Genomic DNA, 14,930 nt, shown 5'->3' on the forward strand with positions numbered 1-14,930 from the left:
CCCGTGCTGACCCAGAGACAAGACGCAGCGTCCCCCGGCGCACCGGTGGCCGCCACCGCAGGTATCGTGACCACGGCTGACAGCGCCGGCCAGAGCGCAGCGGCGGCCCGCAGCGGCCCGCTCACGCGCGGCAATATCGTTGCCCGCATCGAGCGCATGCCGGGAAACGCCATGCATATCCGCGCCCGGTTGCTGATCGGCCTGGCCACCTTCTTCGATGGCTTCGACGTGATCGCCATCGCCGCCACGCTGCCGCTGCTGATCGCGCAGTGGTCGCTCACGCCGGGCCAGATCGGCTTTCTGATCGCGGCGCCGTCGGTCGGCCAGTTGGTCGGGGCGCTGCTGTTCCCGGGGCTGGCCGAGCGCTTCGGCCGGCTGCGCTCGATCGGCTGGAGCGCGGGCATCATCGGGCTGATGAGCCTGGCCTGCGGCTTTGCCCCGTCGTTCGAGATCTTCGCGCTGCTGCGCATCGTGCAGGGCCTGGGCCTGGGCGGCGAACTGCCGGTGGCGGCCACCTATATCAACGAGGTCACGCGCGCCCATGGGCGCGGGCGCTTCGTGCTGCTGTACGAGGTGGTGTTCCCGATCGGGCTGATGGTGTCCAACGGCATCGGCGCCTGGCTGGTGCCGCACTACGGCTGGGAGCTGATGTATTTCATCGGCGGCGTGCCGCTGGTGCTGTTCTTCATCCTGCGCCGCGTGATCCCGGAATCGCCGCGCTGGCTGGCCGAGAAGGGCCGGCTGGACGAGGCCGATGCCGCGCTGTGGGCCTTCGAGGCGCGCGCCAGGACGCCGCTGCCGCCGCTGGGCGACACCAGCGCCTACGAACGCATGGCACAGCACCCGCGCCGCCGCGTGCGCGACCTGGTCAGCAAGCCCTATATCGGCCGCACGCTGGCGGTGTGGATGCTGTGGGCAACCTGCGGCTTTATCCAGTACGGGCTGTCGACGTGGCTGCCCACGGTCTACAAGACCGTCTACCACGCGCCGCTGCAGCTGGCGCTGAACCTCGCCGCCGGCGCCTCGGTGCTGGGCGTGGTCGGTTCGCTGGTGTGCGCGATGATTGTGGACAAGGTCGGGCGCAAGCCGGTGATCAATGTGTCGTTCCTGCTGTGCGCGCTGTCGCTGGTGCTGGCGGGGGTGTTCCACGCGTCGAACGTGTATGTGGTCGCGACCCTGTGCGCGCTGGCGATGGGGTTCCTGGCCAGCGGCTTCATCACCGCCTATGTCTATACGCCGGAACTGTATCCGACCAGCGTGCGGGCGATGGGGTGTGGGCTGGGTGGGGCGTGGCTCAAGCTGGCGGCGATCTTCGCGCCGGGGCTGATTGCCAGCACCATCGGCAGTGGTGATCTCAGCATTGCCTTCTTCGCGCTGTCCGTGGTGCCCGCGCTGGCGGCTGTCACGGTACATTTCCTTGGGATTGAGACCAAGGGCCGCGTGCTGGAGGAGCTGGAGGTCTGAACGGGCGTTGCTCGTCCCGTTCCCTTGGGGGCTGCACCGTGATCCGGTGCAGCCCTTTTTCTTTGCGCCGGAAGCTCAGCTCATCCGCGCCCCGGTAACCGCCACCACCTTCGCCCAACGCGCGATTTCCCCCTGCAGGAACTGCGTGAACTGCGCGGCATCATTGCCCACCGGCATCAGCCCTTCGCCGGCCAGGCGCTTGCGCATTGCCGGCGACGCGACCGCGGCGCGCACGGCTTTCTCCAGCTGTGCAACCACGTCCGCCGACATGCCGGCCGGCCCGAGCAGGCCGTACCACGAGCTGTAGTCGAAATTGGGCACCACGTCGGCGATCGGCGCGATCTGCGGGAACGCGGGCAGGCGCTTCAGGCTGCTGACGCCCAGCCCCTTGACCTTGCCGGCCCGCAACAGCGGCTGCACCGTGGCGACGTTGCCCAGCAGCAAGTCGGCCTGGCCGGCGACCACGTCGGCGATCGCGGGGGACGCGCCTTTGTAAGGCACGCTGACCAGGTCAATGCCCGCCTCTTGCTTGAACATCTCGCCGGCCAGGTGGTTGGCGCTGCCGAGGCCGGCCACGGCGATGCTGAGCTTGCCGGGCCTGGACTTGGCCAGCGCGATCAGCTCGCGCACGTTGTTCGCGCCCAGGTCGGGGCGTGACACCAGCAGCAGCGGCGAGGTGGCGATCAGCGAAATCGGCGTGAAGTCCTTGATCGGGTCGAACGGCTTCTTGTCGAACAGCGCGGGATTGATGGCGTGGCTGGTGTAGCTGAGCAGCAGCGTGCCGCCGTCCGGATCGGCCTTGGCCACCGCGCTCGCCGCGATGTTGCCGGCTGCGCCGCCGCGGTTCTCGACGATATAGGGGTGCTTCAGGCGTTGCTCCAGTTCAGCGGCCAGCGCGCGCGCCACCAGGTCAGTGCCGCCGCCGGGCGTGGCGCCGACCAGCAACTTGGTCACGGCCGGGGCGGCCTGCAGGGTGCCGGGCAGCATTGTGCTGGCCGCCAGCAGCGCCAGGAATTCGCGTCGTTGCATGGGTTGTCTCCGTTTCTCTCTTTATGTACCTGGACGATGGGGGCATCGTTGCGGGGGCTTCTGGCCTGCCTCTGGTGGGCGGAATGCCTTACAGCATGTGCGGGGCAACGTGGCGGCGCGTGCCGTTAGTCGTCGTCCGCATAGCGGCGGCCGGCGTCGAGCAGCTGGGGCGTGCCGATCAGCCGGTTCAGTGCGTCGAAATCGTTCATTTCCTCCATGAATGCGCGTGTGCTGCCGTCGGCCCTGAGGCCGGCGAAGTAGCGCTGCAGCTGGCGCGAGGCGAAGCGCACGGTGCCGCCCGGGTAGATCACGATGCGGTAGCCGCGCCCGCCCAGTTCGGCCGCGCTCTGGATCGGGGTCTTGCCGCCCTCGACCATATTGGCCAGCAGCGGCACGCGTGCGGCGAAGCGGCCGCAGACGCGGTCCATGTCGGCGGCTGACACTACTGCCTCGATAAACAGCGCGTCGACGCCGCAGGCCAGATAGGCTTCGGCGCGCTCGATGGCGGCGTCCAGGCCTTCCACGGCGACGGCGTCGGTGCGCGCCAGGATCAGTGTGTCGGCGCTATGGCGCGCGTCGAGAGCGGCACGCAGCTTGCCGCACATCTCGCGCACCGTGACCAGCGACTTGCCGGCGAGGTGGCCGCAACGCTTGGGAAAGCCCTGGTCCTCGAGCTGGATCATCGCCGCGCCGGCGCGCTCGAAAGCGCGCACCGTGCGCTGCGTGTTGAGCGCGTTGCCGTAGCCGGTGTCGCCGTCGACGATCACCGGCAGCGACACGCGGTCGGTGATGCGCGCCAGCACGTCGGCGGTCTCGGTGGCCGTGGTCAGGCCCACGTCGGAGTGGCCCAGCAGCGTGTAGGCGACCGCGCCGCCCGACAGGTACAGCGCCTCGAAGCCGGCCTGCTCGGCCAGCAGCGCGCTGAGGGCATCGTAGACGCCGGGCGCCAGCACCGGCTCGGGCCGGCGCAGGCGTTCCTTCAGCGAAGGGGAGTGCGTGCTGTCGCCGCTCATGCCGTGGCGCCCGCGGCCGCCTTGGCCGCATGCCCGGCCAGGATGCGCACCATGTCTTCCTGGCGCAGCTGTGGGCGCCAGGTCTCGAACAGCATGCCGAGCGCCGCCGCCTGGCGCTTCTCATAGTCAAGGAATTCCTGCGTGATCTCACTGCCGCGCACGCCGCCGCGCACCGATCCGGCACGCACGTCGCCGTAATATTCCTTCCAGTCTTCGGGCAGCGGCTGCGAACCCGGCACGGCCAGCCACAGGCGGAACAGGTGGCGCTTGCGGTCCGGCTCCTCATGGTCCTCGAACGGCGTGCGCGAATGCAGCGTGACGTAGTTGTTCAGCAGCTGCATGTCGCCTTGCTCCAGTTCCATGGTGAAGCACAGCAGCTCGCTCGGCATCAGCTCGTCGAGCAGGTCCAGCGCCTCGACCTGCGCCGGCGTCAGGCGCGGCAGCTCGGCAAAGTCGCGCTGCGCGGCGTCGGTGTTCTTGCGGTTGGTGCGCGCGGAGAAATACTCGGGATGGCTGCCGAAGACCGGGCAGCGGTAGTACGGCGGCTGGCTGGGGTCCTGCGTGCCTTGGTAGCTGTGGAAGAAGGTGTCCTTGAGTACCGGGATCAGGTCGGGGCGGCGGCGCTGCACTTCCTCATACAGCGCTATCGAACTGGTCACCTTGCTGGTGCCGCCCGCGCGCGCGGTGCGCCGGCACAGCAGGCCGACCACGTCGCACGAGTCCTGGTGAAAATCCAGCCCGGCATTGGTGTTGTAGCCGCGGCCGCCCTTGACCTTGTATTCGCCGCCTTCATTGCGCACGTCGTTCATGAACTGGCTGGCGCGGTTCTGCGTGCGGCCCACGCCCATGTACAGGCTCATGCCCCAGTAGGCCAGGCGCGATTCCTCCTCGGTCCATTCGTCGACCGGAAAGCCCTTGAGCAGGCACATGCCCCAGCCGCCCTGGGTGATGTCGATGGCGCGCCTGAGCACGGCGCGGGCGGCGTCATTGAGCGGAAAGTCGGCCTGCTGCATTGCCAGCAGCGGCTTGTTCAGTGTCCTGGCGTGGTCGAGCGCGTCACGCATGCCCTGGACTTCGGCCTCGTTCATGCGCAGTACCCAGGAGCGGTCCTCGCGGGCTTGCTGGGCGGTCCAGGCGACGGGGCGTTGCGATGCGGCGATGACTGACATGTCGGGGGCTCCTCCGTGTTTTGCGTAGCGTGCAGTGGTTGGGTTCGATCTGTGTTCGATCCCGTGAGCCCAGTCTAGCGGCGTGCCCTATCATTAGAAAAGCGAACTTATTTGAGTTACTTCATAAGATTTTTTGATGAAAATTGAGACCTTCCATACGCTTGAGGGCGTGCTGCAGACCGGCACCTTCGCCGGCGCCGCGCGTCAGGCCAACGTCACCCCCAGCGCTGTCAGCATGCAGATGAAGCAGCTTGAGCAGTACCTGGGCAAGCCGCTGTTCGACCGCTCCGGGCTGCAGGCGCGGCCCAACCAGCTCGCGCGCGAGGTGGCCGACACCATGCGCCAGGCACTGCAGAACCTGGAAGCGCTGCGCTCCGGAAGTGGACTGGCGGTGGAGGGGGTAGTGCGGCTGGGGGTGATCGAGTCGCTGCAACCGGTCGTGCTGCCCGGCATCGTGCGCTATGTGCGCGAGCGCCATCCCAGGCTGGAACTGCGGCTGGTGCGCGGGCGCAGCAGCACGCTGACGGCATCGGTCAAGGCAGGCGACATCGATGCGGCGCTCGTGGCGCAGCCGGCAGCCGGCGGTTCGGCGCGGCTGCGCTGGACCCCGATGATGCGGCGCGAACTGATGCTGATCGCACCACCCGCGTCCACCGAGACCAACGTGGCCTCGCTGTTCCGCCTGTACGACTGGATCCGCTACGACCGCAATACCGTGTCCGGGGCGATGGCGGCGCAGTACGTGCATGCGCACGTGTCCGAAATCCGCGGCACGCTGGAGTTCGACAGTGCGCCGGCGATCGTGGCAATGGTCAGTGCCGGGCTGGGGGTGTCGATCCTGCAGGGGCCCGACCCGACGCTGGTGCAAAACTACCCGGTGCGGCTGGTGCGGCTGGGCCGCTCGGCGCCGGTGCTGACCCTGTCGCTGGTGACGCGCAAGGGGGATGACGACAACCGCTCGGTGGCGGCTGTGCGTGACGCCATGCGGCTGACGCTGGCCTCGTACCAGCGCCAGAGCGTGGCAGCGCGCCACTGAGGCGGCGGGAGTGAAGGCCGGGTTGGGGTGCCCGGCAAACGCTGGCTGTGGCGGCTCCGGGCGAGCAAGTCGTCCGGAAGCCGCTTTCCTTGTCAGGCCTGCGCGCGCAACAGCTTGCGCAGCCCCTGGTAGACCGCTTCGCGCTCCTCTGGCGACAACTGCCGTATCACCTGCGCCTGCCCCCGCCGCGCCAGCGGCATCACCTGGTCGTGCAGTGCCGCACCAGCTTCGCTGATCGCACAGATCAGCTTCTTGCGCGGCGTGTTGCCGGCCGAAGTCAGCTGCACTAGCCCCCGTTCCTCCAGCAGCCGCAGCGTGCGGCTCACCAGCGCCTTGTCCGAGGTCGATTGCGTCACCAGCTCGGCAAACGGCAGCTCGCGCGCGTGCGCCAGCAGCGCCAGGATGCGCCACTCCGGCACGGTCAGGCCGAACTGTTCCGCATAGGGCTTGGTCACCGTGCTGCGCAGCGCGGTGACCAGCTGGCTCAGCATCGTGGTCAGGAAATTGTCGACGGTCAGGCCGCTGCCGGCCTCGTCGAGGTCGGTCCACGGGCTGGTGATGTCGGTGTCTGGCGCGGGCTGGCCCTTGGCGGGCGCGGCGTCACGGGGCATGCGTTCCTCTTGATCGGGTCTGCCGGCCGTCATGCGGGGCCGGTTTGCGGGCCAGATTGTCTCACAGCCGCTAGCCAATTCCGCCACCGTGTGTCGCTTTCACGGCAACGGGCAAGTCTAAAAAATTACCATGTCAATTGGTATTTAACGTAAGTTGAGTTGTCAATATTGACGACCTAGGATTAATAACGTTCCTGATGTGAACGTACGTTTTACTAATAAAACAACCAAAAGTGTTGTAACCCGAGCCAACCCTGTTTTCGCGGTGCGCAAAACAGCCCACTCCAACCGCGAATGCGCCCCCACAGGAGCTGTTGATGAGACACGAACGCCCCCGCCGCCTTTTCCTTGCCGCCACTGCCATGGCCGCGCTCGCGCTTGCCGCGGGCAGCGCGCTGGCCACCGCCGCGTATCCGGCCAAGACCGTGACCATGGTCGTGGCCTATCCGCCCGGCGGCGACACCGACGCCATGGCCCGGCTCTATGCCGATAAGCTGTCGGCGCGCCTGAAGCAGCCGGTCATTGTCGAGAACCGCCCCGGCGCCGGCGGCGTGGTCGCGCCAGCTTTGTCAGCCGCGCGCCGGCGGACGGCTACACGCTGCTGTACACGCCCAACCCTTTCACGCTGGCGCCGATGGTGCTCAGGCTGGCGCCGTCGGCCAGCTATGACCCGCTGTACGGCTTCACCCCCGTGATCCAGACCGCGGTGCAGGCGGTGCTGCTGGTGGCCAACCCGCAGGCGGGCATCAAGACCGTGGGCGAGATGATTGCCGCGGCCAAGGGCGGCAAGACGCTGACCTATGGCAGCCCGGGCGCGGGTTCGCCGATGCATATCGCCGGCGAGATGCTGAACCGCGCCGCGGGCGTGAAGATCCAGCACGTGCCGTACAAGGGCGTGGCGCCGGCGGTCAACGACGTGGTGGCGGGGCACGTGAACTTTGCCTACGTCACGCTGGGCCCGGTGGCGCAGTACATCAACACCGGCCGGCTGATCCCGCTGGCGATCACGGACGCAAAGCGCTCGCCGCTGCTGCCCAACGTGCCGACGCTGGCCGAGCTTGGCTACAAGGACGTGGTGGTCGGCGCCTGGCATGGCGTGATGGCGCCCAAGGGCACGCCGCCCGAGGTGGTCAAGGTGCTGAACCAGCAGCTCAACGACGTGCTGCGCTTGCCCGACGTGACCGAGAAGATGGCCACCTTCGGCGCCAGCCCGGTGGGCGGCGTCCCGGCCGCGCTGGAAAAGGTCAACGCGGCCGACTACGAGCGGCTGGGCAAGGTGATCCGCGACCTCGCGATCGCGGCGGAATGACGCACCGCATCGCATTCATGCAACCAGACAAGCAGGAGGCCGGCATGAGCAAGGCCATCGTGGGAAGCTCCACGCCGCAGGTGACCGCGCGGGAAAAGGTCATGGGGCGCGCGCGGTATGCCGGCGACATCAAGTTGCCCGGCATGCTGCACGCCAAGGTGCTGCGCAGCCCGCACCCGCACGCGCGTATCGTGCGCATCGACACCGCCGCGGCGAAGGCGCTGCCCGGCGTCAAGCTGGTGGTGACCGGGCAGGATGTGCCCACCCGCAACTGGGGCCCGCACCGCAAGGAGCAGCGCATCCTGGCCTGCGGCGTGGTGCGCCACGTCGGCGAGGAAGTGGCCGCGGTGGTGGCGGTCAGCGAGGAAATCGCGCGCGACGCGCTGGACCTGGTCCGCATCGAGTATGAGGCGCAGCCCGCGCTGCTGACGCCCGCAGCGGCGCTGGCCGAGGGCGCACCCGAGATCCATGCCGGCACGCGCAATATCGGCCATGAGATGCACATCGTGCGGGGCGACGTGGATGCCGCGTTCGAAGCCTGCGCCGCGGTGTATGAGGCCACCTACGACATGCACTCGCAGTATCCGGGCTACCTGGAGCCGATGGCCTCGGTGGCGGCGCAGGACGGCAACGGGCGGCTCACGCTGTGGGCCTCGACCCAGTCCGTGTTCCTGGCGCGCGCGCGGCTGGCCGAGGCGCTGGACCGGCCGGTCTCGACCATCCGCGTGGTGCAGGCCACCACCGGCGGCGGCTTCGGCGCCAAGATCGTCGAGGAGAACAACAGCCTGATCTGCGCCTTCCTGGCCAGCCGGCTGGAGCGCCCGGTGCGGCTGGTCAACAACCGGCTGGAAGACTTCCAGGGCGCGCGCGCCAGCGTGCCGATGAAAGTGTGGCTGCGCATGGGGCTGTCGGCGGACGGGGTGATCCTGGCCAAGGATGTGCGCATCACGGCCGAATGCGGCGTTTACTCCGGGCTTGCCGGTGACGTGATGCACGTCACCGTCATGCGCAGCGACAATATGCACCGCGTGCAGAACGTGCGCTCGCACGCGGTCATGGCCTATACCAACAACCCGCCGCGCGGCGCCTTCCGCGGCTTTGGCGGGCAGCAGATGCAGTTTCCGCTGAACTGCCACCTGACGGTGCTGGCCGGCATGGTCGGCATGGACCCGGTGGAGGTGCACAAGCGCAATGCGATCGGCGCCGGCGAGACCAGCGTGCATGGCTGGAAGATCAGCAGCACCGGCATGGCCGAGTGCCTGGACATGACCCGCAAGGCCATCGGCTGGGACGAGAAGCGCGCCGCCCCGCGCAGCACCGGCACGCGCCGGCGCGGCGTGGGCATTGCCGCGGCCATGCACGTCAGCGGCAACCGCACGCTGGGCAACTGGGACGGCTCGACCATCCTGCTCAAGGTCAACGAGGACGGCCGCGTAATGCTGCAGACCAGCGAATGCGACATGGGGCAGGGCGCCAACACCATGCTCAGCAAGATCTGCGCGCAGGAGCTGGGCATCCCGCTGTCGCACATCACCGTGATGGCGCCGGATACCGATACCGCGCCGTTCTGCCTGGGCTCGCTGGCGTCGCGCGTGACCATCATCGCCGGCAATGCAGTGCTGCGTGCCGCGCGCGAGGCGCGGCAGAAGCTGCTGGCACTCGCGGCGGAGAAGCTCGGCGTGGACGCGGAACAACTGGAGATTGCCGATGGCCGCATCGCCGCGCCGGACCAGCCCGACAAGTCCGCCACGCTGGCGGAGATCGCGCGGCTGCATATCTTCCGCCACGGCGGCGAGGGCATCCATGTTCGCGCCACCTATGACGCGCCCACGGTGATGCACGATGCCGACTACTACGGCAACGTCGCGCCCGCGCACTCCTTCGCGGCACAGGCGGTGGAAGTGGAAGTCGACACCAGCACCGGCCAGGTTACCGTGATCGACAGCTTTGTCGCCGACGACTGCGGCAAGGCCATCAACCCGCTCGCCGTGCACGGCCAGACCCACGGCGCGACCGTGCAGGCGATCGGCTGGACCCTGTACGAGAACCTGCAATATGAGGATGGCCGCCTGATGAACGGCAACTTTGCCGACTACACCATGCCTACCGCCGACGCAGTGCCGATGCTGCGCACTGACGTGGTGGAATCGAACGATCCCAACGGCCCCTATGGTGCCAAGGGCGCCAGCGAAACCGCGATCCTGCCGGGCGCGGCGGCGATCGCCAATGCCGTGTTCGACGCCGTGGGCGTGCGCATCCAGTCGCTGCCGATCACGCCGGAGAAGGTGCTGGCTGGCCTGCGCGAACTGAAGCAGAAGGAGGCCGCCCATGCGTGACTTTGCATTCCTTGAGCCGGCCACCGTGGCCGAGGCCAGCCAGATGCTGGCCGACCTGGGCGACAGTTGCCGCATCCTTGCCGGCGGCACCGCGCTGATGCTCGGCATGCGCCAGCGCATGCTGACGCCCGGCCACCTGGTCTCGCTGGGCCGGCTTGATGCGCTGCGCGGCATCACCTTCGATGCGCGCGAGGGCCTGCGCATCGGCGCGCTGACCTTGCATGCCGAGGTGGCGCGCTCGCCGCTGGTGCAGGCGCACTACCCCATGCTGGCCAGCATGGCCTCGCGCGTGGCCAATCCGCAGGTGCGCAACCAGGGCACCATCGGCGGCAACCTCTGCTATGCCGACCCCGCCACCGATCCGCCGGGCTGCATGATGGCGCTGGGCGCGCGGATTGTGGTCAGCGGCCGAGGCGGCGAGCGCGAGATCGATATCGAGGACTTCCTGGTCGACTACTACGTCACGGCGCTGGCGCCCGACGAGATCCTCACGCAGATCCGCGTGCCGGCGCCGGGTGCCGGCGCCGATGGCCGCTATGCGCGCTTCCTGCGCACCGCCGCCGAGCACCGGCCGCTCGCCAGCGTGGCGCTGGCGGTGCGGCGCGAGGGCGCGTTCTGCGTCGAGGCCCACCTGGCGGTAGGCGCGTCCACGCCGATTCCGGCCCGGCTGCGCCGCGCCGAAGCGCTACTGGCCGGCAAGGCCGTCACCGCGGAACTGGCCGAGGAAGCGGCCGCCATTGTCGCCGCGGACATCAACGCGGTCTCGGACATGCGCGGGTCCGAAAGCTACCGGCGCGAGATGGTGCGGGTAGTCGCGCGCCGCACCATTGCCGAGCTGTTCGGCGTGGCATCGGAGTAAGGAGTCCTCATGAACCAAGTCAGCATCGAACTCACCGTCAACGGCGAAGAACACCAGGTGGAGGTGCCGGCGCGGCGCCTGCTGTCCGACCTGCTGCGCGACGACCTGAACCTGACCGGCACCAAGCGCGGCTGCGAGACCGGCATCTGTGGTGCCTGCTCCGTGCTGGTCGACGGCGAGGTGGTCAAGTCCTGCCTGATGCTCGCCGTGCAGGCACGCGGGCGCCATGTGATGACCGTGGAGGGGCTGGCCGCCGACGGCCAGCTGCATCCGCTGCAGCAGTGCTTCATGGACAACGGCGGGCTGCAGTGCGGCTATTGCACCCCGGGCTTCCTGATGGCCTCGTGCGCGCTGCTTGCCAACAACCCCAACCCTACCGAAGACGAGGTCCGCCACGGCCTGAACGGCAACCTGTGCCGTTGCACGGGCTATGTCGGCATCGTTGAATCGGTCCTGTCCGCCGCGGAGAAAATGCGTGGAAATTGAAAAGACCCTGGTCACCGCGGCGCCGCCGGCGCGCGTGTGGGAGCTGCTGCTCGACCCCAACGTGATGGGCGCGTGCGTGCCCGGCATGGAATCGATCGAGGTGCTGAGCGATGTCGAGTACATCGCCCATATGGCGGTCAAGATCGCCTTCATCAACGCGCGCTTCCGTCTGCATACCAAGATTGTCGAGACACGCGCGCCGCATTACCTGCGCACCGAGGGCACCGGCGAGGATGCTTCGGTGGCCAGCTCGCTGCGCCAGTCGAGCGAGCTCTTCCTGACCGCGCTGGACGATGGCGACACGCAGGTGCGTATCAAGGTGCAGGTGGACGTGCTGGGCCGGCTGGGCACGTTCGGCCTGAGCGTGATGAAGACCAAGGCCGACCGCATGTGGGACGAGTTCGGCGCCAACCTGCTGGCACGGCTGTCGCCGCAGGAGGCGCAAGCAGCGCCCGAGCCGGCGGCGAAGTCCGCACCTGCGGCACCGGTGGCATCGGCCGCGGCGGTCAACGGCCATGCGGTGCTGCCGGCGCAGTCCACGCCGCCGGCACCCGCCGCCGCCGGGCTGTTCTCGCGGCTGTTCGGGCGCGGCGAGGCCGCGCGCGGGCCGCTGTCGGACATCTGCGTCGAGCTGCGCCGCCGCGACGAGACCATCGTGGTGCGCTGGCCCGCCGCCCAGGGCGAGCAATGCGCGGCCTGGCTGCGCGACTACCTGCGCCCAGGGGCATAGGCGGGCCCGGGGCGGGGTCTGCCGGCAATACGGGTACCCTACGGGGTGCAGGCGTGATATATGAGAGCGTTACGCCAAGACCGAATATTGCAGAGACAGACCATGACGACCGATTCGCCGCAGGAAGACACGCAGGAAAGCGGCCAGGAGGGCGCCCAAGAGAGCGCCCAGGACAAGTACATCGTGCCGGGGCTGGAGCGCGGCCTGCGGCTGCTGGCCGAATTCAGCAGCCGTGAGCGCACCTTGTCGGCGGCCGAGCTGGCGCGCCGGCTCAAGGTGCCGCGTTCGACCGTGTTCCGGCTGCTGGCCACGCTGGAAATGATGGGCTTCGTCGAGCGCACCGACGGCGGGCGCGAGTTCCGCCTGGGCATGGCGGTGCTGCGGCTGGGCTTTGACTACCTGGCTTCGCTGGAGCTGACCGAGCTGGGCCGCCCGCTGCTGGACCGGCTGCGCGACGAGATCCACTATCCGTGCAACCTGGTGGTGCGCGACGGGCGCTCCATCGTCTATGTGGCCAAGTCGGTGGCCTCGCGCCCGTTTGCCAGCACGGTCAATGTCGGCACGCGGCTGCCGGCGCATGCCACCGTGCTGGGCCGCGTGCTGCTGGAGGATCTGTCGCTGGCGGAGTTGCGCGCGCTGTATCCGGAGGAGCGCCTGGAGGTGTATTCCGAAAGCACCCCGCGCACCGTCGAAGAGCTGTACGACATGGTCCAGCGCGACCGCCAGCGCGGCTATGTGCTGCATGAAGGGTTCTTCGAGGCCAGCATCTCCACCATCGCGGCGCCGGTGCGCGACCGCAGCGGCAAGGTGGTGGCGGCGCTGGGCGCGACCATCCCGGCCTCGCGCATCGATCCGGACCAGCTCGACAACGTGGTGGAACAGGTCAGGCGGGCGGCGGCCGAGCTGTCGCGACTGCTCGACTACCGGCCGGAGGTGCCGAAGCCGTTCGCGTGACGGCAACGCGCGCCGCCTGCCATCCGATGGGAAGCAATATGCAGCAATGCAAGAGATACAACAGGTCGCCGCGCCGGCGGCAATGGCTGGTTGGCACGGCGCTGGCCGCTGCGGTGGCGGCGTGCGTGCCGTGGCAGGCGGTACAGGCCGCCGGTTGTGCGAACGTGCGCATCGTGGTGCCGTTCCCCGCCGGCGGCCCGGCAGACCAGCTCGCGCGCACGCTGGCGCACGGGCTGCAGCAGCGGCGCGGCACGCCGTTCGTGGTCGACAACAAGCCTGGCGCCAACGGCAATATTGGCATTGACACGGTGCGGCGCGCACCGGGCGACGGCTGCACGCTGCTGGTGGCCCCGGCGGGCAACCTGACCATCAACCCGACGCTGATGCCGGCGCTGACCTACAACGTCGAGCGTGATTTCCGGCCGGTGTCGCTGCTGGCGGGCTCGCCCAACGTGCTGGCGGTGCATCCGTCAGTGAAAGCGAATTCCGTGCAGGAGCTGGTCAGGCTGGCCCAGCAGGCAGAGAAGTCCGGCAAGCCGCTGGGCTACGCCAGCCCGGGCGTCGGCAGCGGCCTGCACCTGGCCGGCGAACTGTTCCGCAACAAGGCCGGCATCACGCTGCTGCACGTGCCCTACAAAGGCACCACGCAGGCGCTCAACGACGTGGTGGGCGGGCAGGTGCCGGTACTGTTCGGCACATGGCCGACGCTGGCGCCGTTCATCCAGTCCGGCGCGCTGCGCGCGCTGGCGGTGACGCAGCCCAGGCGCTCGCCGGCCGCGCCGAACGTGCCGTCGCTGGCCGAGCAGGGCGTGCCCGGCATCGACGTCAGTTCCTGGTATGCGCTGCTGGTGCCCAAGGCCACGCCGCAGCCGGCGGCCGATGCGCTCAGCGCCGACGTGCGCGCGCTGCTGGCAACGCCCGCGGTGCGTGCCGAGCTGCAGCGCCAGGGTATGGAGCCGGTGGGCAGCACGCCGCAGGCGCTCGAGGCCCGCATCCGCGAGGAAACCGCGGCGTGGGCGAAGCTGATCAAGGCGTACGGGATTACCGCGGAGTAGTGGCACAGCGGTACCCCATCAGGCCCGACAGGTCGCGCGCGGCCTGCCTGACTTCCTTCGCCACGCGCTCGCGCAGCGCGCCATCGGCTTCAAAGCGCTGCTGCGGTCCCGCCACGCTGATGGCGGCGATCACGTCGCCGTCGGCGCCGCGCACCGGTGCCGCGCAGGAATCGATGCCCGGTTCATAGGCGGAGAAGCTCCAGGCGCAGCCGCGTTCGCGGTCGGCGGCAAGGATATCGGCCAGCCGCGCGTGGGTGGCCGGGCTCTGGCCGGTGACCGTCGGCAGCGGATCGGGCCCCAGCAGCTCGCGCAGCGTCTCCGGCGGCAGCTCGGCAATCAGCATCCGCCCGGGCGTGGTCAGGTGCGCGGCAACGCGGCTGCCCACCTGGATATTGCTGACCAGCGAGGCCGCGGGCATCTGCCGCAGCAGGTAGAGTGCATCGCCGCCATCGCGCACAGCCAGGTAGGCCGACAGCTGCAGCGACGCGCTCAGCCGGGCCAGCACGCGTGCGGCAAAGCTGGTCAGGTCATTGGTGGCCAGCACGCGCGAGGCCAGCTTCAGGAAGTTGAAGCCTACCTGGTGTCCGCCTTGCGGCAGGCGTTCCACCATGCCCTCATGCTCCAGTGTGTCCAGCAGCCGCATCACGGTGACGCGGTTCACGTCGATGCGCCGGCCCACTTCGCTCAGGTTGGCGGTGGCGCCGCCCTCGGCGATGAAGCGCAGCAGGCGCAGGCCGCGGATCACCGGCGAGACCAGCTGGGCTTCGCGGGCGTCTTCCGTATCGGCATCGTCGGCAAGGTCAGGCTGTGGGCGGGACTTGGGCATGGTGGTGTCTGCTGTCAACGGAAAACGGCCGCGCAGGCGGCCGTGCCGGCGGA

At 68.9% G+C, this 14,930-nt stretch carries 13 protein-coding genes and 1 pseudogene; 9 read left to right on the forward strand and 5 right to left on the reverse strand.

All coding sequences use genetic code 11. The annotated features are described in order from the left end of the window. Window positions 1–45: 45 nt before the first annotated feature. Window positions 46–1,464, forward strand: a complete 1,419-nt coding sequence (locus KB879_RS21130; protein ID WP_080569583.1) for an MFS transporter — start codon at window positions 46–48, stop codon at window positions 1,462–1,464. Window positions 1,465–1,539: 75 nt separating this feature from the next. On the opposite strand, the gene KB879_RS21135 is transcribed toward KB879_RS21130, so the two are convergent. The 3 genes from KB879_RS21135 to KB879_RS21145 form a co-directional block, all read right to left on the reverse strand. After that, window positions 1,540–2,493: a tripartite tricarboxylate transporter substrate binding protein gene (locus tag KB879_RS21135; RefSeq protein ID WP_153955489.1), complete on the reverse strand. Its 954-nt coding sequence runs from the start codon at window positions 2,491–2,493 to the stop codon at window positions 1,540–1,542. A 125-nt stretch (window positions 2,494–2,618) separates the two neighbouring features. Continuing rightward, a complete protein-coding gene (locus KB879_RS21140) occupies window positions 2,619–3,506 on the reverse strand; it encodes an oxaloacetate decarboxylase (RefSeq protein WP_013952374.1) in 888 nt (295 codons plus the stop codon). Next, window positions 3,503–4,675, reverse strand: coding sequence for a TauD/TfdA family dioxygenase (locus KB879_RS21145; protein ID WP_013952375.1), 1,173 nt, complete (start codon window positions 4,673–4,675; stop codon window positions 3,503–3,505). The genes KB879_RS21140 and KB879_RS21145 overlap by 4 nt, the downstream gene beginning before the upstream one ends. Window positions 4,676–4,811: 136 nt before the next feature. Between KB879_RS21145 and KB879_RS21150 the strand changes: the two genes are divergently transcribed. Then, window positions 4,812–5,711, forward strand: a complete 900-nt coding sequence (locus tag KB879_RS21150; RefSeq protein WP_013952376.1) for a LysR family transcriptional regulator — start codon at window positions 4,812–4,814, stop codon at window positions 5,709–5,711. 92 nt (window positions 5,712–5,803) lie between these two features. On the opposite strand, the gene KB879_RS21155 is transcribed toward KB879_RS21150, so the two are convergent. Then, window positions 5,804–6,322: a MarR family winged helix-turn-helix transcriptional regulator gene (locus KB879_RS21155; RefSeq protein WP_013952377.1), complete on the reverse strand. Its 519-nt coding sequence runs from the start codon at window positions 6,320–6,322 to the stop codon at window positions 5,804–5,806. Between the two features lie 317 nt (window positions 6,323–6,639). Between KB879_RS21155 and KB879_RS21160 the strand changes: the two are divergent. The 7 genes and pseudogenes from KB879_RS21160 (at window position 6,640) to KB879_RS21190 (ending at window position 14,051) form a co-directional block, all read left to right on the forward strand. Beyond that, window positions 6,640–7,631 (forward strand): annotated as a pseudogene (locus KB879_RS21160) (tripartite tricarboxylate transporter substrate binding protein). Between the two features lie 44 nt (window positions 7,632–7,675). Next, on the forward strand, window positions 7,676–9,967 hold the full coding sequence (locus KB879_RS21165; RefSeq protein WP_211979723.1) for a xanthine dehydrogenase family protein molybdopterin-binding subunit: 2,292 nt from the start codon (window positions 7,676–7,678) through the stop codon (window positions 9,965–9,967). After that, complete coding sequence (locus KB879_RS21170) at window positions 9,960–10,826, forward strand: xanthine dehydrogenase family protein subunit M (protein WP_013952380.1); 867 nt, start codon at window positions 9,960–9,962, stop codon at window positions 10,824–10,826. The genes KB879_RS21165 and KB879_RS21170 overlap by 8 nt, the downstream gene beginning before the upstream one ends. A 9-nt stretch (window positions 10,827–10,835) precedes the next feature. After that, window positions 10,836–11,312: a (2Fe-2S)-binding protein gene (locus KB879_RS21175; RefSeq protein WP_010811673.1), complete on the forward strand. Its 477-nt coding sequence runs from the start codon at window positions 10,836–10,838 to the stop codon at window positions 11,310–11,312. Beyond that, window positions 11,302–12,042 carry a CoxG family protein gene (locus tag KB879_RS21180; protein WP_211979724.1) on the forward strand — a complete coding sequence of 247 codons (741 nt, stop codon included), beginning with the start codon at window positions 11,302–11,304 and terminating at the stop codon, window positions 12,040–12,042. The genes KB879_RS21175 and KB879_RS21180 overlap by 11 nt, the downstream gene beginning before the upstream one ends. A 102-nt stretch (window positions 12,043–12,144) precedes the next feature. Further along, the gene (locus tag KB879_RS21185) at window positions 12,145–12,996 is read left to right on the forward strand and encodes an IclR family transcriptional regulator (RefSeq protein ID WP_018311864.1); all 852 of its coding nucleotides are present in this window, start codon (window positions 12,145–12,147) and stop codon (window positions 12,994–12,996) included. Window positions 12,997–13,034: 38 nt separating this feature from the next. After that, entirely contained in the window at window positions 13,035–14,051 is a 1,017-nt protein-coding gene (locus KB879_RS21190) for a tripartite tricarboxylate transporter substrate binding protein (RefSeq protein WP_013952383.1), read from the forward strand. Here the strand turns inward: KB879_RS21190 and KB879_RS21195 are convergent. Next, window positions 14,038–14,877, reverse strand: a complete 840-nt coding sequence (locus KB879_RS21195; RefSeq protein WP_013952384.1) for an IclR family transcriptional regulator — start codon at window positions 14,875–14,877, stop codon at window positions 14,038–14,040. The genes KB879_RS21190 and KB879_RS21195 overlap by 14 nt on opposite strands. Window positions 14,878–14,930: the final 53 nt, after the last annotated feature.

This window comes from Cupriavidus sp. KK10 (assembly GCF_018223725.1).
GTDB lineage: Bacteria > Pseudomonadota > Gammaproteobacteria > Burkholderiales > Burkholderiaceae > Cupriavidus > Cupriavidus necator.